At 62.3% G+C, this 22,145-nt stretch carries 26 protein-coding genes; 16 read left to right on the top strand and 10 right to left on the bottom strand.

All coding sequences use genetic code 11. The annotated features are described in order from the left end of the window. Positions 1 to 580 precede the first annotated feature (580 nt). Together G3545_RS02445 and G3545_RS02440 are read right to left on the bottom strand one after the other, a co-directional pair. Positions 581 to 2,053, bottom strand: a complete 1,473-nt coding sequence (locus G3545_RS02445; RefSeq protein WP_170009519.1) for an NAD-dependent succinate-semialdehyde dehydrogenase — start codon at positions 2,051 to 2,053, stop codon at positions 581 to 583. 163 nt (positions 2,054 to 2,216) lie between these two features. Then, positions 2,217 to 2,711, bottom strand: a complete 495-nt coding sequence (locus G3545_RS02440; protein ID WP_170009517.1) for a GFA family protein — start codon at positions 2,709 to 2,711, stop codon at positions 2,217 to 2,219. Positions 2,712 to 2,783: 72 nt separating this feature from the next. Between G3545_RS02440 and G3545_RS02435 the strand changes: the two genes are divergently transcribed. The 6 genes from G3545_RS02435 (at position 2,784) to G3545_RS02410 (ending at position 4,990) form a co-directional block, all read left to right on the top strand. Then, the gene (locus tag G3545_RS02435; RefSeq protein ID WP_348644620.1) at positions 2,784 to 3,356 is read left to right on the top strand and encodes a class I SAM-dependent methyltransferase; all 573 of its coding nucleotides are present in this window, start codon (positions 2,784 to 2,786) and stop codon (positions 3,354 to 3,356) included. Between the two features lie 89 nt (positions 3,357 to 3,445). Then, positions 3,446 to 3,733 carry a hypothetical protein gene (locus G3545_RS02430; protein ID WP_170009513.1) on the top strand — a complete coding sequence of 96 codons (288 nt, stop codon included), beginning with the start codon at positions 3,446 to 3,448 and terminating at the stop codon, positions 3,731 to 3,733. A 47-nt stretch (positions 3,734 to 3,780) separates the two neighbouring features. Then, positions 3,781 to 3,972: a hypothetical protein gene (locus G3545_RS02425; RefSeq protein ID WP_170009511.1), complete on the top strand. Its 192-nt coding sequence runs from the start codon at positions 3,781 to 3,783 to the stop codon at positions 3,970 to 3,972. Next, entirely contained in the window at positions 3,969 to 4,220 is a 252-nt protein-coding gene (locus G3545_RS02420) for a hypothetical protein (protein ID WP_170009509.1), read from the top strand. The genes G3545_RS02425 and G3545_RS02420 overlap by 4 nt, the downstream gene beginning before the upstream one ends. 79 nt (positions 4,221 to 4,299) lie before the next feature. After that, a complete protein-coding gene (locus tag G3545_RS02415; protein ID WP_170009507.1) occupies positions 4,300 to 4,518 on the top strand; it encodes a hypothetical protein in 219 nt (72 codons plus the stop codon). A gap of 181 nt (positions 4,519 to 4,699) precedes the next feature. Then, positions 4,700 to 4,990 carry a hypothetical protein gene (locus tag G3545_RS02410; RefSeq protein ID WP_170009505.1) on the top strand — a complete coding sequence of 97 codons (291 nt, stop codon included), beginning with the start codon at positions 4,700 to 4,702 and terminating at the stop codon, positions 4,988 to 4,990. Positions 4,991 to 5,111: 121 nt separating this feature from the next. Here G3545_RS02410 and G3545_RS02405 read toward each other — a convergent pair whose 3' ends face one another. From G3545_RS02405 to G3545_RS02395, 3 genes are all read right to left on the bottom strand, one after another. Continuing rightward, positions 5,112 to 6,086, bottom strand: a complete 975-nt coding sequence (locus G3545_RS02405; RefSeq protein ID WP_170009503.1) for a tripartite tricarboxylate transporter substrate binding protein — start codon at positions 6,084 to 6,086, stop codon at positions 5,112 to 5,114. Positions 6,087 to 6,248: 162 nt separating this feature from the next. Continuing rightward, a complete protein-coding gene (locus tag G3545_RS02400; RefSeq protein WP_246702660.1) occupies positions 6,249 to 6,887 on the bottom strand; it encodes a MarC family protein in 639 nt (212 codons plus the stop codon). Next, a complete protein-coding gene (locus G3545_RS02395; RefSeq protein WP_170009501.1) occupies positions 6,884 to 7,681 on the bottom strand; it encodes a pyrroline-5-carboxylate reductase dimerization domain-containing protein in 798 nt (265 codons plus the stop codon). The genes G3545_RS02400 and G3545_RS02395 overlap by 4 nt, the downstream gene beginning before the upstream one ends. Positions 7,682 to 8,251: 570 nt before the next feature. Between G3545_RS02395 and G3545_RS02390 the strand changes: the two genes are divergently transcribed. From G3545_RS02390 to G3545_RS02355, 8 genes are all read left to right on the top strand, one after another. Then, positions 8,252 to 9,232, top strand: a complete 981-nt coding sequence (locus tag G3545_RS02390) for a phospholipase D-like domain-containing protein (protein WP_170009499.1) — start codon at positions 8,252 to 8,254, stop codon at positions 9,230 to 9,232. After that, entirely contained in the window at positions 9,225 to 9,788 is a 564-nt protein-coding gene (locus G3545_RS02385) for a chromate transporter (RefSeq protein ID WP_206151374.1), read from the top strand. The genes G3545_RS02390 and G3545_RS02385 overlap by 8 nt, the downstream gene beginning before the upstream one ends. After that, the gene (locus G3545_RS02380) at positions 9,785 to 10,309 is read left to right on the top strand and encodes a chromate transporter (RefSeq protein ID WP_170009497.1); all 525 of its coding nucleotides are present in this window, start codon (positions 9,785 to 9,787) and stop codon (positions 10,307 to 10,309) included. Before G3545_RS02385 ends, G3545_RS02380 begins: the two co-directional genes overlap by 4 nt. A gap of 292 nt (positions 10,310 to 10,601) precedes the next feature. Beyond that, a complete protein-coding gene (locus G3545_RS29460) occupies positions 10,602 to 10,883 on the top strand; it encodes a hypothetical protein (RefSeq protein ID WP_206151373.1) in 282 nt (93 codons plus the stop codon). 634 nt (positions 10,884 to 11,517) lie between these two features. Beyond that, on the top strand, positions 11,518 to 11,814 hold the full coding sequence (locus G3545_RS02370; protein ID WP_170009495.1) for a hypothetical protein: 297 nt from the start codon (positions 11,518 to 11,520) through the stop codon (positions 11,812 to 11,814). Between the two features lie 183 nt (positions 11,815 to 11,997). Then, positions 11,998 to 12,699 (top strand): SDR family NAD(P)-dependent oxidoreductase, encoded by a 702-nt coding sequence (locus tag G3545_RS02365; RefSeq protein ID WP_170009493.1) that lies wholly within the window; start codon positions 11,998 to 12,000, stop codon positions 12,697 to 12,699. Between the two features lie 174 nt (positions 12,700 to 12,873). Beyond that, on the top strand, positions 12,874 to 14,298 hold the full coding sequence (locus G3545_RS02360; RefSeq protein WP_170009491.1) for a pyridoxal-phosphate dependent enzyme: 1,425 nt from the start codon (positions 12,874 to 12,876) through the stop codon (positions 14,296 to 14,298). Then, positions 14,295 to 15,464, top strand: coding sequence for a cystathionine gamma-synthase (locus tag G3545_RS02355; RefSeq protein WP_170009489.1), 1,170 nt, complete (start codon positions 14,295 to 14,297; stop codon positions 15,462 to 15,464). Before G3545_RS02360 ends, G3545_RS02355 begins: the two co-directional genes overlap by 4 nt. 65 nt (positions 15,465 to 15,529) lie before the next feature. Here the strand turns inward: G3545_RS02355 and G3545_RS02350 are convergent, their stop codons facing one another. From G3545_RS02350 to G3545_RS02335, 4 genes are all read right to left on the bottom strand, one after another. Next, positions 15,530 to 16,090: a DNA-3-methyladenine glycosylase gene (locus G3545_RS02350; protein WP_170009487.1), complete on the bottom strand. Its 561-nt coding sequence runs from the start codon at positions 16,088 to 16,090 to the stop codon at positions 15,530 to 15,532. After that, positions 16,087 to 16,881, bottom strand: coding sequence for an exodeoxyribonuclease III (gene xth, locus G3545_RS02345; protein ID WP_170009485.1), 795 nt, complete (start codon positions 16,879 to 16,881; stop codon positions 16,087 to 16,089). Before xth ends, G3545_RS02350 begins: the two co-directional genes overlap by 4 nt. A 6-nt stretch (positions 16,882 to 16,887) precedes the next feature. Continuing rightward, positions 16,888 to 17,139: a GlsB/YeaQ/YmgE family stress response membrane protein gene (locus tag G3545_RS02340; RefSeq protein ID WP_170009483.1), complete on the bottom strand. Its 252-nt coding sequence runs from the start codon at positions 17,137 to 17,139 to the stop codon at positions 16,888 to 16,890. A gap of 153 nt (positions 17,140 to 17,292) precedes the next feature. Next, the gene (locus G3545_RS02335; RefSeq protein WP_170009481.1) at positions 17,293 to 19,701 is read right to left on the bottom strand and encodes an AI-2E family transporter; all 2,409 of its coding nucleotides are present in this window, start codon (positions 19,699 to 19,701) and stop codon (positions 17,293 to 17,295) included. A gap of 734 nt (positions 19,702 to 20,435) precedes the next feature. Here G3545_RS02335 and G3545_RS02330 point away from each other — a divergent pair. Together G3545_RS02330 and G3545_RS02325 are read left to right on the top strand one after the other, a co-directional pair. Next, complete coding sequence (locus tag G3545_RS02330; protein ID WP_170009479.1) at positions 20,436 to 20,897, top strand: GFA family protein; 462 nt, start codon at positions 20,436 to 20,438, stop codon at positions 20,895 to 20,897. A 97-nt stretch (positions 20,898 to 20,994) separates the two neighbouring features. Beyond that, a complete protein-coding gene (locus G3545_RS02325; RefSeq protein WP_170009477.1) occupies positions 20,995 to 21,309 on the top strand; it encodes a hypothetical protein in 315 nt (104 codons plus the stop codon). 119 nt (positions 21,310 to 21,428) lie between these two features. On the opposite strand, the gene G3545_RS02320 is transcribed toward G3545_RS02325, so the two are convergent. Beyond that, a complete protein-coding gene (locus G3545_RS02320) occupies positions 21,429 to 21,911 on the bottom strand; it encodes a GNAT family acetyltransferase (protein WP_170009475.1) in 483 nt (160 codons plus the stop codon). Positions 21,912 to 22,145 lie beyond the last annotated feature (234 nt).

Below are 22,145 nucleotides of genomic sequence, written 5' to 3'. Positions count from 1 at the left end.
CCCTTCGGACATTTAGGCGCGAACGCGCCGCACGACATAAAAATGCGCCATGCAACCGGGCTGGCCGGGATCTCGGTCTGGGGAGACTAGATCGACGAAGCATTCCCCTAGGTGAATACTAACCTTCGGTAATGTTCGCCCGCCGAATTGCCGTGGCATATTTCATGTCGTCGACATGTAGCACGTTTTGTCGCAGCTTCAACAGCGTAGAAAGAACTAGTTGCTTACATACGGAGGAGTTGTACTGACCATACGTAAGTATTATTACTTAACGGAAGGGTTCGTGCGCTCAGTACAGCGGATAATCGGACGCAGCGTCAGATCTCCGGGCGGCCACTATAACGGACCGGATTCCGCAAGGTCGTAAAAAGAAGAGCCGGCTCGCGACGCCGCCGAAGCGGCCGTCACGAGCCGGCTGAAACTGCAGTTTTCGATGGCAGGCGAGCAACGGTCGTGTGGAGACGTCTGGCGGCTCACCGCTTGCTCGCCTTCATGGCCGGGCTTGTCCCGGCCATCCATGGTTGCACCTTCGTCAAGGACGTGGATCCCCGGGACAAGCCCGGGGATGACGAATGAACGCTCAGAGCCCGGCGACCAGCATGTATTTCTTCTCGACGAACTCGTCGATGCCGTGGTGCGAGCCCTCGCGGCCGAAGCCGCTTTCCTTCATGCCGCCGAACGGCGCCAGCTCGGTCGAGATCAGCCCGGAATTGATGCCGACAATGCCGTATTCCAGCGCCTCGCCGACGCGGAACACCCGGCCGACATCGCGCGCATAGAAATAGGCGGCAAGGCCGAACTCGGTGTCGTTGGCGGCCGCGATCACCTCGTCCTCGGTCTCGAAGCGGAACACCGGGGCCACCGGGCCGAAGGTCTCCTCACGCGCCACCGCCATGTCGCTGGTCACGCCCGCCACCACGGTCGGCTCGAAATAGGTGCCGCCCAGCGTATGGCGGTGCCCACCCGAGACGATGCGGGCGCCCTTGGCCGTGGCGTCGGCAAGATGCGCCTCGACCTTCTCGATCGCCGCCGGATTGATCAGCGGGCCCTGCGTCACCCCCTCCTCCACGCCATTGCCGACCTTCAGCCTGGCGACCGCGGCGGTGAGCTTCTCGATGAAGGCGTCATAGATGCCGGCCTGCGCATAGATGCGATTCGCGCACACGCAGGTCTGTCCCATATTGCGGAACTTGGAGAGCATGGCGCCCTCGACCGCCGCGTCGAGATCGGCATCGTCGAACACGATGAAGGGCGCGTTGCCGCCGAGTTCCAGCGCCACCTTCTTCACCGTGGAAGCAGCCTGCTTCATCAGGATTTTGCCGACCTCGGTGGAGCCGGTGAAGGTGACGATGCGCACCGCCGGATGGCTGGTGAACACGCCGCCAATGGCGCGGGCATTGCCGGTGAGGACACTGAACACGCCGGCCGGGATACCGGCACGCTCCGCCAGCGCGACGAGCGCCAGCGCGGTCAGCGGGGTCTCGCCGGCCGGCTTCACCACCGCGGTGCAGCCGGAAGCCAGCGCCGGCGCCACCTTGCGGGTGATCATCGCCGCCGGGAAGTTCCACGGCGTGATGGCGGCGACGACGCCGGTCGCCTGGCGCAGCACCAGGATGCGCGCGTCCGCCCGGTGGCTCGGCAGCGTCTCGCCGGCGATACGCTTGGCTTCCTCGGCGTAGAATTCGACAAAGGCGGCGGCGTAGTCGATCTCGCCCTTGGCCTCGGCGAGCGGCTTGCCCTGCTCGGAGGTGAGGATCAGCGCCAGGTCGTCCCTGTTGGCGATGATGAGATCGAACCAGCGGCGCAGCAGCACCGAGCGCTCCTTTGCCGTCTTCGCCGCCCAGGGCTTGAAGGCACGGGCCGCGGCTTCCACCGCCTGCGTCGCCTCATCCGCACCAAAGTCCGGCACCCGGCCGACCAGGCCGCCGGTGGCGGGGTTGGTGATGTCGATGCCGGGCGAGCCTACCCATTCGCCGTCGATGTAGCACTGGCGGCGCAGCAGTCCGGAATCATTCAGCGGCAGGGCGGTGATGGCGCGGTCGATGGTGTTCATGGCGTTATCCTCTTGCCGGCGGCCTCCGGCATGGCGGGGCAGCAACGTTCACAGGGACATGTATGTCCACCATCCGCGCAGCCAAGACAAATGCGCAGATGCGGTGACGGCGATGCCGAGACGGCATGCCGGAGCACCGCAGCGCCGCGCGCGGCCCCTCCCGTCAATCGATCCACAGGCCGCGCGAGCGATGCCATTCCTCGATCGATTCGACCGGGTACTCCTCGAACGTCTGATCGTCCGGCCCGACGTCCGGCTCGACCCAGCTCGCCTTGAACCGCAGCATCAGATGCGTCTTCTCCGGTGGCACCGGCAGGTCGCTGTCGATCACCGACGCGAACGGATGCACCAGGTCGGGCCAGGTCGGATCGAACATCCACAGCGCGGATCCGCAGGAGCGGCAGAAATGGCGCTGCCCCGAAGAGGTGCTGCAGCGGCCTTGATGATCCTCGATCTCGGCGCGGTAGATACCGAGGGCATCCCTGCCCTCAACATCGAGCGTATCGGCGACGCCCATGATGTTGATGGCGAAGCCGCCGCCTCCGGCGGTCTTGCGGCAGATCGAGCAATAGCAGAGCTGGTAGGGCTGCGGCGTGTGGCTCTCGACCGTGAACGTCACGGCGCCACATCGGCAGCTGCCATTGAGCATCAGTCCCATAGACGGGCTCCCTGGTTGCAGGTCCTGGATACTGTTATCGAGTGAGCGTCCTCGCCTTCAATAGTCCCGGCGATGGCCGGGGCGACGACGCCGATCCATACTGATGGTCCCTCTCCTCCATTCCCTCTTGGTTTGCGCATCATGGCCCCTCGCTCCCGTCTCGAGAGAACATTGTTCCGTCTGCAGGCGCAGCACGCCTGCCTCGCCTGGGCTTTCGAGGCCATCCGGGACCGGCCGGGTCTCGTCGCCGAGCTCGGCCTCGGCCATGGCAGGACCTACGACCATCTGCGCAACCTGCTGCCGGACCGCGAGATCTACGTGTTCGACCGGGCGAACGAGGCCTATCCCGACTGCCAGCCGCCGGAACCTTACCTGGTCATCGGCGATGTGAAGGACACCGTTCCCGCCATGTACGACCGGCTTGGCGGCAAGGTGGTCCTGGCCAACACCGACCTCGGCACGTTCGACGCCTCGCTCAATCCGGTGATCGCCGCGATGGTGTCCGAGGTGGTGCCGCCGCTGATGGCGCCGGGCGGCATCATCATGTCTGACCTTCCGCTCGACCTGCCGGACTATGAGCGCATCGCACTGCCGCCAGGAGCGCCCGCCGACGCCTACCGCCTGTACCGCAAGCCGGCCTTGTGACTTATCGAAACTTTATGATGCCGGCAGGAATGCCGTATCGAACCAATATCCCGTTCAGGCCTACAGCGTCCCACCGGAAATTTCCGTCGGTGTCGACGATGCTGTCCATGACTTCTGCGCTTGATCGGACCTCCCGCGAGACGATCATGAGATTCGGGAAGAAACTCGCCGTCGCGGCCCTCCTCGCTATCTTCAGCAAGACCGGCCATCTCATCGCCATGGCTGCCTGGCTCTCGCTCTTTGGCGTCATTATCGCCGCAACGGCGCTGATCTTCCGGCAAAAATTCAGCCCGTCCAGCTTCAACTTCTGCGATGAGGCGATCTGGCTGATGGCCGCCTCGCATGGGCTGCGACTGGTCCATCTGTCGATGACGTGACAGCCCGCGACGCAATATTCCCGACCTCAAGATCTAAGGACTCAATGATGAAACCCGAGCATGGCCCGCGCCGGGCGATTATCCGCGAATGGATGTCGCTTCCCCGTGACAAGCGGAAGAACCAGGAGCAGGCTGCCACCTTCGCGGCTCAGGCCGTCGAAAGGCACCAGTTTCGCTCGCGCGGCGACCGCCATCGGCAAGTGCTGATCTGGTTGCTGCCGCGGATCGGCAGAGCATGACGCATAGCTGGCGGTCGATCACCCATCTTCAGCTGAAGCTCGATGATGAAGGCATCAGTGAGGAATTCTGGCTGAAGAATGGGGATCAGCAGGCGATCGGCTTCTATTGCGACCTTGGCCTGCCATCCGCCGATGGCGACGATGACCTCCCGCCGACGGCGGGATGGTACGACACGAACGGCCAGCCATTGGGCTTCACGCCGGCGCAGTATCGTCCGCTCGACCACCGAGCGGACGAGGAAGGATGAGTTTGTCCGTTCGGGGCGGCAATCGCGCATCTCCACATCCAATGATGGAGTCGAGGTGCGGCAAAGGTGCTAGCCTGCTATGATGGACGAGAACCTGAAGGCCCGGGCGCGCGCGCTCTGCGCCGCCGATATCGCCGCCGTGAATCCGAAGCTGCGGGATCACGAAGCCGCGGTCGACCGCTATTGGCCGGTCGTCGCTGCGGAAATTACCGGCAATCTCAGCCTGCCCGACGCGATCATCGTGCCCGCAAATTTCCGGGAACTGCAGGAAGAATACCGGCGCCTGCGCACTCGCTGAGTGCGGTGCAAAATATCTGTTTCCCTTAGCGGAACTTAAACCGGCAGCCGGACTTTTTCGCACAAGGGGCCGGGCGCCTCGTTCATCACAGTAAAGGAAGCCGCTTCAGGCGACCTGATTTCCCCTGCCCCGAGCGGACGGCGGCAGGAGGCTCCAGACAGTTTGTAGCGGCGCTTGCCCTATGCAGCACATTGCCACGCTCATCGGAGCAGGATGGCTCCGCACTCGCTCCTCCGGCTCCTCTACCGCGCGTTACGAGCTCAATGTCTGGCGCCGCAACAGCGGCCCGCAATCCGGCCAGTTGGTCGCCCTGGGCAAGCTCGCGGCCGAACTCTCGATCATGATCGAAGCGCGCATTGCTGGTCGAGCGGTGCTGGTGCTGTCGACCGGCGACCCCGTCGCAGTCGAGCTTGATAATATCGTGGCGGACGAAGCGAATTTTGCCGTGGTCGGCAGCGTGCCGGGCTTTTGAGGCACGCATCGGTTCGTGGACGGTGATGAACTCCGGCCAGTCCCGCCGCCGGGGCGAATGCCGACCTGCCAGATTTATTGGGCGCCGGAGCGGCGGACCGCTCCGGCTGCACCCTGAGAGCTCAGTCGAGTTGCGCGCCGGACGCCTTCACGATGGGCGCCCATTTGGCGAGTTCCGCCTTGACGTGGGTAGCCAGTTCCTCCGGGGTGGATCCAACCACGATGGCGCTGGATTCCGCGAGCCGCGCTTGCACCTGCGGATCGCCAAGCGCCTTGTTCGCCACCGCATTCAGCCGGGCGACGACTTCGGGAGGCGTGCCCGCAGGCGCAAACAGGGCATTCCAGGTGTATGTCTCGTACCCAGGAAGTACTTCGGCGATGGCGGGTACATCCGGCAGCGACGGTACCCGCTTGGCTGTGGTGACGCCAAGCGCACGCAGCTTGCCTTGCTTGATGTGGCCCGCGGACGACGGCAGATTGTCGAACATGATCGGCACCTGGTTCGACAGCACATCGATCAGGGCCGGCCCCGCGCCCTGATAAGGAATGTGCTGCATGTCGGTGCCGGCCATGCTGTTGAACAGCGCTCCCGACAGATGCAGCGGCGTTCCGTTGCCCGAGGATGCGAAGCTGTATTTGTCCGGATTGGCCTTCACCAGATCGATGAGCTCCTTCACCGTTTTCGCAGGGAAGGCGGGGTTCACCACCAGCACGTTCGGGACGATGACGAGGAGTGAAACCGGCGCGAAGCTCGTGACCGGATCATAGGGCATCTTCTTGTACAGCGCGGGGTTCAGCGCGTGGGTTGCGACCGTCCCCATCAGGATCGTGTAGCCGTCAGGCGATGCTTTAGCGACCGCAGCGGCGCCTGTGTTGCCGCCCGCGCCCGGCCGATTCTCGACCACCACCGTCTGCCCGAGATCAGCCGACATATGCTGGGCCACAAGGCGGCCCACCAGGTCGGTCGAGCCGCCGGCAGCGAACGGAATCACCAGGGTGATAGGCCGGGTTGGAAATGTATCGGCGGCCCCTGAAGCGGGCGCGGCGAAACCTAGAATGGCAATTGCCAGCGCGCCGAAAAGCTTTCTGCGAACCATCGTGAAGCGACCTCCCTAAGGGGTGAGTAACGGCACCTTCCCGCGGGTGCCTTTGCGTCATCCTCAGCGAGATGGGCCGACGGCTCAATGGCTAAAGCGGCGCGTTAGGCCAAAGTGCTAGACCAAGCTGTCGTTTTCCTCGATCGTGGGCCCCGGCCGCAACTACCGCAGCCAGCCGGGAAACATCGCGCCGAGGGCGCCGCCGATCATTTCCATGGCGATGGCCGCGAGAATAATACCCATCAAACGCTTGGAGATGGAAAGCGCCGTCGGTGAAAGCCGCGAGCCAAGCCATGGCGCCAGAGCCATCGAGCCGGCGAAGAAGATCAGATATCCGACAAGGCCGACGTAAAACGCGGTGACTTCGCTCGGTGCATGCGCTGCCTGAGCATAGACGATGATCGTCGCCATGGTGCCCGGTCCGAGCGCAATGGGCAGTCCAAGTGGATAGACGCCGGCATTGGCCGTCGATTTGAACTGCTTCTTCTCCTCGTCCGATCCCTGATGCGAGGGATGATCGTCGCCGCTCAGCATGGAAAGGGCGATCATCAGCACGATCAGCCCGCCAGCCAGGCGGAAATGGTCGACATCGATGCCGAAAAGCTCCAGCAGGGCATGTCCAGAGAGAGCGCATACCAGCGCGCCGATGGTTACCGTGGCGATCATGGCGATCAGCGTGCTGCGACGTGCCTCTGCGGTGGCATCTGCCGTCAGCGCCAGGAAGATCGGGACGATGCTGAGCGGTCCCATAATGGCGAATAAAGCTGCAAAGAGCTTCGCCGTGAGCGTGAAGTCGATCATCCCGCCTCCGGTTTGCCGATGGTTAGCGCCCTCAGCCTGGCGGCTTCGAGTCCATTGGCGATGGCGCGAGCTACGCCGGATGACGTCATGTCGTTGAGGCCGGCGGCGGTGGTTCCGGCATAGTCGATCATCGCCTGCACATGGTCGGCAGGCGTAGCAGAAGAGTCTACAAGCAGGCGCCCGCCGGCCAGGAAGAGCTGACGCACGGCGCGATCGGCGATGACCGGATCGACTCCGTTTTCGACAGCATATGCGGACATCGCCTCTGCAAAGAAAGCGACGAAGCCGGGCACCGGGCCGGTGACAGCCGTGAAGACGTCGATCTGGTCTTCGCTCGGCACCTCATCGGTGGCACCGCAAGCCAGAAAGATGCTGCGAACGGTTGACTTGTCTTCGGCGCAAACCGTGGGCGCCGCAAAGAACGGTGAATAGGCCAAGCCGATTTCGGCGGCAGGGTTCGACATCGCGCGAACCACGCGCGAACTGCCGGATACGGCCGAGAGTTGAGCTATGCCGATCCCTGCCATCACCGACACGATGAGCTTGCCTGCGGCGTCGAAGCGAAGGCCACGCGCCGCTGCAGGCGGCACAGCCAGCAGGATGATGTCGCTTGCATCCGCCAGGGCCTGGAGTTCAGTAGTCCACCCGATACCCGCGAAATCCTCGAAGCCCGCCCGGGCGCCCGAGCGGTTCGCGATCAGGAGTTCCCCAGGCGCCACGAAAGCCGCGCGGAGCAGCGCACGGCCAATGGCGCCGCCCAGTTGTCCGCAACCCACCAGTCCCAGGCGTGCCATCACGATCTCCTAGTAGGCGATCCATCCGCCGTCGACCACCAACAGATGCCCGACGATGCGGTTACACGACCAATCCCGAGCCGCGACGGTGACCATAGCCACCCTGCCCTCGAATTCTCTCGCCGACATTGAACGCGCTCGCCCCCACGATGCCCGCCCGAGCCGACAGTTACCTTAAGTCCGGCACTCGCGCTGGCAAGCTGCTCCGGCCCCGCGCCGCAGCGAAAACTTCGCACGGCCGCGAGTAGAATTTGAATAGAAGTGTATTTGACTTGGACTCACGGGATGCTGCTTTACCAGTCCCGACGCATGTTCGCGGAGCGAGACGACCACGAGTTCAAGGGGCAGGAGCCAACCTATACGCTTCCGCGAATTAACTATACGTGGGCGCCGTTAGCGGAATTCGGGATATCGAGTAGCGGAATTCGGGATATCGAGCCAAAGCCATTCAGGCACCCCATCCGCCAATGTCGGCCCACAAATCAATCAGATGACATTCCCATTGCCGGATAACGATTCTATGGTCCAGTTCAGTTGAGCCCCCGCATCAAGCTGATTTGCGAAAGCGTCATGAGATTACCAATCGTCCAGCCCGACCATGGCGTAGCTCCGGTCATCGATTTTCTCCGTAGCGCCAAGTCGGAGATCCTGATCAAGCAATTCACCTTCGACCACCCGCTATTACTGGATGAGTTGCTCAACCTGCACAAACGCGGCGTGCATGTCCGGGTGATGCTCAATGGTGCGAAGGCGACAGGCGAACGAATTAACGATGCAACGTTCGCTGCTCTGGAAAATGCCGGAATCGCGGTCGGGTGGAGCTGCCCGAATTTCCTGGTTACACACGAAAAATCGATCGTCGTCGATCGAGAAGTTGCGCTTCTGGCGACATTCAATTTCATGGAGAAATACTTCTCCGACACTCGGGACTACGGAATTATCACGACCGATCCGACTTCCGTTGAACAGCTGATCGCCTGCTTCGAACACGACTGGCAACGAACCGAGTTCAAGCCCCAGCACAGCCATCAACTGGCATGGAGCCCCGGGAATGCCCGGAGCCTGGTGTGCGATTTGCTCGATGGTGCAGAGAAGTCCATCGACATACAGCACCCCAAGTTTGCCGAGCCCGTGATATTCGAAAGGGTTCATGCAGCGCTTAAACGTGGGGTAGAGGTACGTGTGCTTTGCGGCGGCAGGCACGGCATTCATCAGCCGGACCTTATGCATTCCTTTGCGCTCTGGCGGGTGTTGAGGGAGCTTGGCGGGCGCGTGCACAAGCAGCGAAACCTGCGCTCGCATGGCAAGCTTATCATCGCTGACAATATCAAGGCATTGGTCAGCTCTCAGAACATAGATCAGCCCGCGTTCGATGTGCGCCGGGAAGTCGGGATCATTGTGGAGAGCGGGCCGGCCGTGAAAATACTCTCGGCGATATTCGAGCGCGATTGGGAGGCATCACGAAGATACGAGCCGCCTTATCCGACGGAGCAACTCGACGAATCCGAAGAGGCTGAGCTTTTCCATGCGAATGAGATTCAGCATGGGTAGCGGTGACCTCCCAAGCATCGCGGCGCTTTTCCTCACCTTCAACCGGATAACGTTGGTCAGTTTTGGGGGCGGCCTTACCGCGTGGGCACAACGAATTATTGTCGAGGAGAAGGCCTGGCTGAGCGACGAGGAGTTCCTCAGTGCCTATGCCCTCGCCAGGGCGCTTCCCGGCGCCAACCAGGCCAACTTTGCGATCTATGTGGGTTACCGATTCCGCGGCCTCGCGGGCGCAGGCGCCGCAGTGCTCGGGCTCACATTGGTGCCCTTCTGCATCGTGCTCGCCCTGGGGGCGTTCTATTTCGGGAATCATTCAATTCCCGCCGTTCAGGATGTCCTCAGAGGGGTGACGGCCGCGGCGATCGGATTGGCGCTGTCCATGGGCTTCAAGACGGGAGAAAAGTTCAAGGCTGATTTCATCGCTTTGGGCTTCATTATCGTCGCGTTCGGCGCATCTATTCTCCTGAAGCTTCCTTTGCTCGTTGTCGTCGCCGTGCTCGCACCAATCGCTTTCTTCATGGAGCTGCGCCGGTCCAGAAGGCTGGTCGCTCCTAAATGAACCCGGGCATAATCTCGCTCATCTCCTTCTTCGGCATGCTTTCCATTCTATCGATCGGGGGCAGCAACAGCGTCGTGCCGGAAATGCACCGGCACGTCGTCGAGCAATATGGCTGGCTTACCAGCGCTCAGTTCGCCGACGTTTTTGCGATAACGCAGGCGACGCCAGGGCCCAGCAATCTGATTGTGGCTCTCATTGGCTACAAGGTCGCGGGCGTGCTGGGAGCCATTAGTGCCCAGATTGCGATGATGCTGCCTGCCGGGCTGCTTATGCTAGCAGTGTCCAAGGCATGGCTTTCTTCCTCGCACGCTCCCTGGCACACGGCGCTGGAGCGAGCATTGGGCCCGATTGCCGTAGGCCTTATCCTCGCGAGCGGATGGACGATAGCGGGTGCGTCCGGGCTTTCCATGACCGGCTATGTCGTTGCGGCCTGCTGCACGATCCTGTTCTGGAAGACCGCCCTCAATCCGCTCGCCATCATGGCCCTGTGCGGTCTGGCCGGGTGGCTGCGTGTGATTTAGCCGGCGTCTCATCGCCTGCCCCGATGCGGCCCTCGTCGAGCGAGCCGCGCTCGGGACGTGAGCGAAGAACCGCCAATCCGTGATGACGGTCACAGCTTCCGCGCCGCAAATGCGGAACTCTGTATCGGCCGAGATGCGCGGGGGCGGACGCTCGGCAGGCGGTGCTCTCCGGTTTGCCGACCCCCGGAGGGCCCGCCTTCTCTCCCGCTCGACGATTTGGCTGCTTTAGCGCGACGCGCTCGATTTGAGGATGACGATGACACCGGAACAGTTCAGGGAGTGGCGCACATGCATGGGCTACACGCTGCTCGAAGCAGCCGAGGTGCTCGATCTTTCTGCCGGCGCCGTGCAGAGCTACGAGGCGGGCGCGCGACCCGAAGGCCGACGCGTGGTTATCCCAAGGACGGTTGAGCTGGCCTGCGCCGCTCTCGCACTCGGTATCCGGAAATATTGGGGGCCCCCGACAAGCAAACCCAACGGTCTACCTCATGGAGACATCGGTGGGCCCGAGGCGATTCGAACTGCCGCCCATCAGATTCGTAGCGTGACGAAGAGTGAGAACGTTGGCGCGTGACCCTGCTCGCGTCCATTGTTGGCCTGCCTCACGATCATCACGAGGCAGGCCTTGAAGCGATCCCGGGAGCAGTGAGAGCTAGCATTTACAGGCCAGATCCGCTTCATCGTCCCGTCCCGGCGGGATTTTACTCGTGCGATCAGGTGAGATACCCGGCAATGCACCTGGTCACAAAAAATGTGGAGCGCATCAAGTTCAAATGGGGCTGACGCTATCGGCCTGTGATCACCGCCCGGATTGACAAAGTGGAACCGGAACCCGATCCGAGCGTTGTGTAACCGAACGCACGAGATCCACAGTAGTCAGGGCGGCAATCCACCCCGAACCCCGCAGCCCCGCCGCCCGAACCAAGGCGCCGCTCTTTCCCCGAGAGCGGCGCCATTTTTTTTGGCCAGCGCGACACAATCGGATATTTCAGCGGCCGCAAATTGCACAGATTCTTCAAACAATTGCACAGTGGCCGAATATGCCTGGCCGCCGGAACCTTGCGGAAAGCCGCAGGTTAGTCAGGCATGGGGCCGCGACAGCCCCGTTCCACTACCAGGCGCGCTCTCCCCCCGTAAGGGTCGTTTCCCCGACACCGCAAACCGTGCGGGATGGACGGGTGCGCCTGGGCTTTTGAGAAGATAACTGCATGCAACATCTCGCCACCCTTACGGGCACTGGATCGCTTAGCACGCGGGAAGCTGGCTCCTCGGTTGCCACCTATCGCATTGCCATATACCGCCACACGTCCGGCCCGGAGCAGGGCCAGACCGTCACGCAGGGCGTTCTCGCGGCTGAAGGCTGGGCGCTGGTCGTGGCCCGGATCGAAGGCAGCGCGGTTCTGGTTCTCGACACGGGGGAGATAGTGGATATTCGCCTGACCGACATGGGCGCGAGCGACACGACTGCCATTTTCATTCTCATTGGGAAGCTGCCCGCCTTCTAGCTCTTCAAGGGCTTACCAGGCATATCCCCTGCGCCGCGCTGCGCCGCGCCGCGCCGCGCCGACGCCGGTCCTGATGCCACATCGGCCGGTCTGAAGACGTCCACCGGAGGTTTGATGTAATACTCCACTCACACCCAAAGCCGACGATACCGCCGGTCGGCACCATACTGCGGAGCCTCAGCAATGAGTCGTTTTCCTTACGCCACCGCACTCATTGTCGGCGCCGGCCCCGGCATCAGCGCCGCTGTCGCGCGAGCGCTCACGGACGCGGGGGTCAGGGTCGCCTTGGCCGCGCGCAACGTCGCCAAGCTGGACGCGCTCGCCACCGAAATCGGCGCGAGGGTCTTCACGGTCGACGCTGCAGCCCCCGACAGCGTCGCGCAGTTGTTCGCCGATATCGACGCCAGGCTCGGCCCGCCCGACCTCGTCCTCTACAATGCGAGCGCCCGCGTGCGCGGTGCCATCGTCGATCTCGATCCGCAGGAGGTTCGAAAAGCTATCGACGTCTCCGCCTTTGGTGGCTTCCTGGTGGTGCAGCAGGCGGCGAGGCGCATGCTGCCGAACAGGCACGGCGCCATTCTGCTGACCGGCGCCACTGCCAGCGTGAAAGGGTTTGCGCTCTCTTCCAGTTTCGCCATAGGCAAGTTTGGCCTGCGCGGCCTGGCCCAAAGCGCGGCGCGCGAATTGTCTCCCCAAGGCATTCATGTTGCGCATTTCGTCATCGACGGCGCAGTGCGCAGCCCTGACCGCCCCGATCCGGACGCACACCCGGACAGCACTCTCGATCCCGACGCGATCGCGCAAACCTATCTCAGCGTGCTGCGCCAGCCCCGCAGTGCCTGGGCGTCGGAAATCGAACTTCGGCCGTGGGTAGAGAAATTCTGAACCTGCGCACGGGCGCGCTGCGAGGGAACGTCCACGTCGCTCGATGTGACATGGGGATTTTCAGAAGAACGCGATCGCTTCGGCTTGATCCTGTCCACTTGACCTGCCGCCTGAATTCGCCATTTCAACGATTGGATGCCCAGCTGGTACCGTCGGCTCATACGAGGTCGTTTGATGAGTGCGCGTATCGATCCAAAAGCCGAACGCGTGTTCGATCGTTTGCGGCCACCCTATGCATCCGTGCTCGACCTGATCGGTGAAACGCCGGTGATCGAGTTGACCAGGTTCGATACTGGCCCTTGCAGGCTGTTCAGCAAGCTGGAAAGCCAGAACCCTGGAGGCTCGATCAAGGACCGCATCGCGGTGTCGATGATCACCGCGGCCGAGAGCAATGGACAGCTTGCGCCGGGGGGCACCATCGTCGAGGCGACCGCGGGCAATACCGGGCTTGGGTTGGCGCAGGTCGGCATTCCCAAGGGCTATCGCATCATCCTCGTCGTCCCCGACAAGATGTCCCGGGAAAAGATCCAGCATCTGCGGGCGCTCGGCGCGGAGGTGCGGCTGACCCGCTCCGACGTCGGCAAAGGCGATCCGGAATATTATCAGGACATGGCCGAGAAAATCGCCGCGGAAACTCCCGGCGCCTTCTATGTCAATCAGTTCGCCAATCCAGCCAATCCGCAGGCGCACGAAACCACCACCGGCCCCGAAATCTGGCGGCAGTTGGAGGGCGACGTCGACGCGGTGGTGGTCGGCGTCGGCTCGGGAGGCACGCTGACCGGGCTCGGCCGATACCTCGCGCGCGTGTCCCCGAAAACGGAGATGGTGCTCGCCGACCCGGTCGGCTCGGTGCTCGCTCCGCTGATCAGGACCGGCAAGATGCCGGAGGCTGGAAGCTGGACGGTCGAAGGCATCGGCGAGGATTTCGTGCCGCCCAATTGCGATTTGTCACTGGTGAAGCACGCCTACTCGATTTCCGACAAGGCAAGCATGCGGGCGGTTCGCGACCTTCTGTCGAAGGAAGGAATTCTCGCCGGCTCCTCGTCCGGCACGCTGCTGTCCGCCGCCCTCGCCTACTGCCGCGAGCAGACGCTGCTAAAGCGCGTGCTGACCTTCGTCTGCGACAGCGGCAACAAATATCTGTCGAAGGTGTTCGACGATTTCTGGCTCGCCGAACAGGGGCTGTCCGAGCGCGAGCAACATGGAAACCTCAGCGACCTCGTCGCCCGTTCGCACCGGGAAGGTGGGACCGTGGTCGTCGGTCCCGACGACAGCCTGCTGAACGCTTATGGGCGCATGCGGCGCGCCGACATCTCGCAATTGCCGGTGCTCGAACAGGGCCGGCTGGTCGGCATCATCGACGAAAGCGACATCCTCGCGACGGTCGAGGAAACCGAGGGGGACCGCTGGAATCGGTTCAACGCGCCGGTACGTGTGGCCATGACATCCGACCTCCACACGCTGCAGGCCAGCCAGACGCTGGATGCACTGTTGCCCGTCTTCGAACGCAACGAGGTTGCCATCATCTTTGATGGCGACGAATTTGTCGGCCTCGTCACCCGCATCGATCTCATCAACCATCTGAGGCGCGCCAAATGACGGCTTCCGGAAAGAACCGCCTCGCCTTCGCGACGCGCACCATTCATGGCGGCCAAAGCCAAGACCCGACGACGGGCGCGGTGATGGTGCCGATCTACGCGACATCGACCTACGGCCAGCAAAGTCCCGGCGTGCACAAGGGCTTTGAATATGCCCGCAGCCAGAACCCGACCCGCTTCGCCTTCGAGCGCGCGATGACCGATCTGGAAAGCGGGACGGCCGGCTTCGCCTTCGCGTCGGGGCTTGCCGCGATCGCAACGGTGTTCGAACTGCTGGATGCCGGCGCGCACATCATCGCTACCGACGACATTTATGGCGGCACCTTCAGGATGCTGGAGCGAGTGCGCAAGCGCTCCGCCAATCTGCGGGTCAGCTTCGCCGACTTCACCAACCTCGCTGCGGTTGAGGCGGTGATCCGGCCCGATACCAATATGCTCTGGATCGAGACCCCGACCAACCCGTTGCTGAAGGTGGTCGATCTCGCGGCCATCGCCGCGCTCGGCAAGGAACGGGGCCTGACCACGGTGGTCGACAACACGTTCTGCAGCCCCTATCTGCAGCGGCCGCTCGAACTCGGCATCGACATCGTCGTCCATTCGACGACTAAATATCTCAACGGCCACTCCGATATGGTCGGCGGCTGTGCCATCGTCGGCGATAATGCGGATCTCGCCGCCCGGCTGAAATTCCTGCAGAACGCGGTCGGGGCCATCTCCGGACCGTTCGACAGCTTCCTGGCACTGCGCGGCCTCAAGACGCTAGCGCTACGAATGGAGCGGCATTCGTCGAATGGCCAGAAGATCGCGGAATGGCTGGAACGCCGTCCTGACGTGCGCCGCGTCATTTATCCCGGTCTTGCCAGCCATCCACAACACGACATTGCAAAGCGCCAGATGCATGCCTTCGGCGGCATGGTCACAGCGGAACTTGACCGCGACCTTGCCGGTACCAAGCGTTTCCTCGAACACACCCGGCTCTTCACGCTGGCCGAGAGCCTTGGCGGGGTCGAAAGCCTCATCGAGCACCCCGCGCTGATGACCCATGGCAGCATTCCGGCCGAGCAGCGCGCAGCTATCGGCATCTCCGACTCACTGGTGCGCTTGTCCGTCGGAATCGAAGACGCCGAGGACCTGATCGCAGATCTGGAACAGGCATTGGCGACCTGAGGGGTTTGTCGACGACAGGATCGAGCGATTGCAGAGCGCGTCGGCGGTTCGGCAAGAGGTTAGGATCACACCGGGCCGACCGAGGCCGGTCGCTTGCTGAAGGGCTTGCTCAGGTAAGGGGAGCCTGCCAAGCCGAACCTCCACGGTTCAGTCACAGCCTTGGTGAGGCCGATGCGCGGCCCGCTGATGATGTCCGGCTCATCGAGCCTATCCACAAACTCGAACGGCGGCTTGTCGAGCGGAAGACCATCGTGGGAGGCGTTGATGCCCAGCGCCTGCGTGAGGCGACCAGGCCCGCTGCACAGGCCGGTCATGACTCCCCGCCGAGCGATCATCTGGTCGATGCCGAATTCCGGCGCCAGAGCACGCACCAGCACCCCGCCGTGCTGTTCCGCGACGACATTGAAGCACCAGTGCAGGCCATGGGACCGGTAGACGTACGCATGGCCAAGGGGCCCGAACAGGGCCGTGTTGGTCTTGGTGAGGCCGCGGAAGCTGTGCGAGGCCGGATCATCCGGACGATAGGCCTCCGTCTCCACGATGGTCCCGCCGACGCCGTCGACCAGGAGCTTCGTCCCGATCAGGCGAGGTGCCAGCTCCAGGGCATTGGCAGCGAAGATGCTCATTTGCGGCGTGCTCGTGAGGTCTTCGACAGCCTCACCCAGACCGGTGCATGGTCGCTCGCCTTCTCATAGCCCCGGACCTCACGGTCGACCTCCGCCGCGGCGAGACGTGGCGCGAGTTCCGAGCTCAGCAGGATGTGGTCGATGCGCAGCCCGGCATCCCTGCCCCATGCATTCCGGAAGTAATCCCAGAATGTGTAGATGCGCTCATCCGGATGCATGGTCCGCAAGGCGTCGGTCCAGCCCTGGGCGAGCAAGCCACGGTAGGCAGCGCGGACCTCCGGTCGGAACAGCGCGTCGTCGATCCAGCGCTCCGGCTTGTAGACGTCAAGCTCGGTCGGCATGACGTTGAAGTCGCCGGCAAGCACAAACGGCACGTCGAGTGCGAGCATCTTGGCCGCATATTTCGTCAGGCGCTCGAACCAGCGCAGCTTGTAGTCGAACTTCGGACCTGGCGCGGGATTGCCGTTTGGCAGATAGAGGCAGCCGATCAGGATGCCGTCGATTGCCGCCTCGATATAGCGACTTTGGAGATCGTCACGATCGCCGGGAAGGCCGCGCCGGGTTTCGATCGGATCGGCGCCGCGCGCCAGGATGGCGACCCCATTCCAGCTCTTCTGGCCGTGCCAGATAGCGCCATAGCCGGCCTCCCGGATGGCGCCGATCGGAAACTTCTCGTCAGGCGACTTCAGCTCCTGCAAGCAGGCAACATCCGGCGCAGCTTCTGCGAGCCATCGCAGCAGCACCGGAAGCCGCCCATTGACGCCGTTGACGTTGAAGGTCGCTATCTTCACGGCCCGTCAGCTTCGAACCGCACGGGCGCCCCAAATCAGGATGCAGGCACCGATGATGCCGGCCACCAGATAACCGATCCAGCCGCCGAAGCCGACACCCATGAAGCTGAAGATAAAGCTTGCGATGGCAGCGCCGATGATGCCGAGCACGATGTTCATGAAGATGCCGGTGTCGCTCTTCATGAGCCCGGAAGCGATCCAACCGGCGAGGCCACCAATGATGATGGCGGCGATCCAACCAATCTGCGCGTCTTGCATGGTGTCCCCCTACTGCATGCCTATGTAACTCGCTGTCCGGTTCGCAGTTCCGTGGCGGACGGCGCCAACTTGACCATTTGCAATGCCGTTTGGCCCACGCGTTTCTCAAACGCGATCGGCAACATTGAGGTCGCTCGAAGTGGGCAGGACGATCTATCGCTCCGGCACCTTCTGTCCGACGGTGGCGGACGAAAGAGCCAACGCTGGATTCTCCGGCGGCTGCGTCGCCACATCCGTGTCCGTTATGGTCGACACCACGTCCGCCGCCATGGTTTCAAGCAGCCTGACCTCGTTCTCCGCCAAAGTCCGTGGCTCGGAATCGAGAATGCAGAGCGCTCCAAATACCAGGCCGTCGGCCGTGCGCAACGCCGCTCCCGCGTAGAACCGCACGTCCCACCGCTTGATCGTTTCATTGTCAGCGAACCGCGGGTCGCGCTCCATGTCGGCCACTACAAGAGTTTGGTCGCTTGCCACAACATAGTTGCAGATCGCATCGTCACGCGTCATGGGCAGCAGGGCGCCAGTATCGTCAGTGATCGCGTTTGGCAGCTTACCACTTTGCCCAACGAAGTATTCGTGATCTTGATGTATGGTCGATATGACCGCGACTTCGGTATTGAAAACGTCCGCTGCTCGCTTGGCGAGTGCGTCCAGTGCTTCCCGTTTATGGCCTTCCAGAACGCCGGTGGCGTTCAAAGCGTCCACCCGCTTTGCGTCATTGTCCGGAGCCGCAGCTTTTTGTGATGCGCTTGCCTCCCCCGGATTGACGATGCGATGAATGCGCCGAACCGCCTCTTCTATTGAGGTCACGACTGCATCGGCCCGAAGCGTTTCAAGTGCCTCAGTGGCCAATATCTCCGGCGATGCGTTCCAGAGCGCCAGGACAATACGCAGCTTCGGCCATCGCCGCCGCAGACGCTGGCACACATGACGCGCAGCTATGCCCGGGCGGGGAGTAAAGTAGCTGAGGCAAACGATGTTCGCGCCCTGCAAGTCCAGCTTGGCCAGGTAGTCGGCCGTGAGGGTCGCTGCCGGCAAGGATGTTGCGGCGATCCCCTCAACGGCTAGTGCATGGGCCAGCATTTCGCCGCCCATTGTATCGATCTCCCATTTTCCGCCCAGACACAGAACCACTGGCGTCGCATCCAGGTTCAATCCAGGAGGATATTGATCCCTGAGATCGTCCAGCAATGTGTCCATACCGCTTGCCAGGCGTAGGCGGTGCTCTGCGCTTGCATTGCGGAAATGCTCCTCGCTCGCCAACCGAAGCACCTCAATGCCGACACTGTCATAAAACGAGACAAGTGACGTTTTTTCGATTTCGGTATTCGCAACGTCGATCGCTTCGTCCGCATCGTTTGCGATGAGTCGCTGATAAACGCGCGTTGGCACATCAAGCGCAGGCGCCGAACCAAGAAGCGTCTCGAGGAATTGGAGCTGCGGCAGGTTTCGGCCAAGCACCAATAAGCACACCGTCAGCGGGGTCGACAGGATCAAGCCGACCGGCCCCCACAGTGCCGTCCACAATATCGCAGAGACGATCAGCGAGAGCGCCGACAATCCGGTGCTCGAGCCATAGAGAAGCGGCTCAACGACATTGTTGATGAGCGCCTCGAGAACAATGATGAGTGCGAGCGTCCAAAGCAGCATGCTCCAGCCGCTGTCCACCGCAAATGCAAGCGCGAGCGGAAAAATCGAGGCGATCAGCGGACCCACATACGGGATAAAGCGCATGACTGCGCCGACCGCTCCCCATAACAGCGCCCCCGGCACGCCGATGATCCACAAGCCCAGGGCCATTGGAACGCCGTAGCTGAAGTTTACGAGCAACTGCATCAGCAGATATCGGCTGATACGCGCGCCCGCCTCCTGCATCGCGTCAGTCGACCGATGAAAGTTGCCGCCGAGCAGGCGCAGGAAGCGGTCGCGAATACTTCGACGGTCCAGTAGCGCGAGGAACACCAGGAAGAAGACGATGCCGGCGGTTGCCAGCGGCTCGGCGGATCGCGTAAGCCAGCTAAGTATCTGCTCGAAGGGTGTCTGCTGCGTAGGTATGATTTCGACACGCTGTGGCGCGGGGCCATCCGCGGGGCTGGTGTCCTTCGAATCGACCTCCTTCAAGACGCGCTCGGCGGTTTTGAACGCGCCGTCGAAAATTCCTGGCGTTTTCAGGCTCTCGCGCAGATCCGCCAGCTTTGTCAGCATGGTCGACTGATAGTTCGGCAGATCAACCGCGAGCGATCGGACCTGCGCCCCCAGAACGACTGCCATTCCGGCGAGAGCGCATACCAGGGTCACCATGACGACGCTCGTCGAAACGACCCTCGGCAGGCCCAGGCGACCGAGCCAGGTGACAGGAGGGTTGAGCGCGAAAGTAATGAGAAATGCGATGGCGAGCGGCAGGAGAACGTCGCGCCCGTAGTAGAGCACACCCAGAATGATGGCGGCCGTCACGAGCGCAGCGGCGACCTCTACGATGCTCAACTCCTGCATCGAGGTCGTGTCGCCGCTGAGGGGGCGTGTGGATGGCCGTTTCGGGTCAGGCGACAAAATGTTTGACATTGGCGTCACCGGAACCCCGGAGGGGCGTCGCAAGTTCCCGAGCCAGACCAAATGTATAGAGCTTTGCCTCAAGCCGGCACAGAAACTAGTCGAGCTGCCTTTCGAACCGGCCGGACGTCTTCAGATACTCGTCGATAAAGGCGGTCCCCGTCCTGATATCCCCAGGGAGCTTGCTGTCCAGTGCCACGGCCATGCTCGTCAGCGCCTACTGCAAAAGCTCCTCTGGCCAAGCGTCGGGCATGGTCTCGTTCAGGTAAGCCACGGCATCGGCTAAGGTGGTCAATCAGACCTTGGGAGCGCGGCCGCGTGCGGGCACGATGATGGTCTTGCCAGTCGCGACGGTGGGTACGGCACTGGTCAGCAGCCCGACTGCATGCGATGCCAGACCTTGGCTCCAGGCATCGGAGGGTCGGTCCGAGTGGTCGACTGTTGTTGCTGCTGAGCCTGTGCCTGCACGACAGGGGCAGGCGAACTAGGCGGATCAGCATTGGGCGCGTTGATGTTGGTACTTTCGATCATCGAAAAATCCAGTCGATCCAGGAGAGTTGAGCGAGCAACCTCTCACCGGCGGCAATGTTCCTGTTTCCAACGAATGTTTTACTAGTAGCGAGACGCAGCAGCCTGCGCCTCACCGGCAATCGTGTAGGCCTCGGTTTGATTGCCAGTCGTTCGGACGCGGGCGTGAACCTCCTCCGGCCAGGGTTGTTACCCTCTGGAATTGTGGAGGGACGCACATGGACAGTGACAAGATTGACGCGATCCATCGTGGCGGCTGTGTCTGCGGCGCTATCATACTACGCACCACCGGCCAGCCACTGAGGGTTGGTCTCTGCCATTGCCTCGATTGCCGGAAGGCGCACGCTGCGGCGTTCGCGGCCTTCGTTGTGTTCCCGCCCGAAAGCGTTTCGATCACGGACGCAGACGGCTCCGAACTCACTGCGGGTACACTGGGCGTGTACGACAATGGCAGGGGTTACAGGCGGCACTTCTGCCGGTCCTGCGGCTCTCGCATCTATGGCACGGACGATGTTTCGGCCGCGCTCGAACTTCACCTCGGTCTGTTCGACGAGACCAATCTCTGGGCGCCGACATATGAGATCTGGATAAAGCGCCGCGAGGGTTGGCTCAAGGAACTGGATAGCATCGCGAACAGGTACGAGGAGGATGCAGCGCGCGAAGGGCTCTCAATCGGCTAGATATTGCCGCCTGTGCGAGACCACGCTTCTGGAACTATGGCCCTTTCCATCGCTTGTCTCCCCGCCGAACGTATCGGTCGGCACCAAGGAGGATGCTATGAGTGATATCGGGAACAATGGCCCCCGCTCGGCCAACGGCCTTTTCGGGCAGGCCGCGAACTCGCTGGGCAAGGCGTCGGAGACGCTACAGGGCAAGGCGTCGGACAGTGTGGAGGCGTTAAGAGCCAAGGCATCAGAAGGCGTCGACGCTGTAAAGGCGACCGTCGACGATGTGTCGGAACGTACGGGCCAAGCCTATACGCGTGGCAATGTCGCGGTCACACGCACTGTAGACCCGATCCCGTCTTTGTTCCTGGTCGGTGCAATCGGCTTCCTCGCAGGCTATGTGTGCAGCGAGCTGCGTCGGCACTGAGAGGTCAGCCGAAACGCCTGATTCTCAGGCTCACTGAGGTCGGCAGACGGGACCACCCGATGCCGACTTCATCCGTGCAAGACACTGTACGCCACGCATATCCATCCTGGTCGGCAGGCTTAGGTCTCGTTAAGTTCCGCCGCGCGATCCTTCGCGCCGACCTCGCGTTCCACGGTAGCGCTCAAGCGCTGGAAGATGCCAAGCGAGATCATTGTCGCACAGGCCACGCCGACCAGAAGAGCCGGATATATCAGTTGGCCGACGTCATCGCGGACCAGCTTGAAGATCAGCACCAGCGCTTCCAGAAAAACCGCGACGATGATGGTGGAGACGAATTTGGTCAGGCCACGCCGCGCATCGGCAGGTGTGCGTTTCTCCCTCTCCGCCGGCACTTCCTCCTCGAAGAAATATTTGGCGACGTCGAACAGTGCAATAGCCACGATAAGGTAACCGACGGTGTCCAGGAGGATATCATCTACGGATCGCCCACCGCCGAAGCCGTCGCGTATAGCGCCATAAAAAGCGTAAAGCATCAGCCCCGCGGCGATCACCATCAGAGCGAAAGCACCGACCGCGAACACAATTCGTATGAAACTCTTCATGCTCCGGCCCTGCCGATTGTGGCGTTGGGAGTAGCATACCAGAGTTAAGCCAGAGGCAGTCTCGACCAAGTATCATCCCTCCCCTCTCTCTTCGAAGCGCATGTGCGCTTCGACGACCGCGCTCACCACGGCAGTCAATCGAGCGGTTCTGCAGCGTCTGCAGTCTTTGGCGGCGAATCCTGCTTCGCGCCGCGCACGCAACGACCTTCAGCAGGCGATCTGGCAGCGGCCGCT

It is taken from the genome of Starkeya sp. ORNL1 (genome assembly GCF_012971745.1).
Classification (GTDB): Bacteria; Pseudomonadota; Alphaproteobacteria; order Rhizobiales; family Xanthobacteraceae; genus Ancylobacter.
This window is presented reverse-complemented; position numbering and strand designations above follow the sequence as displayed.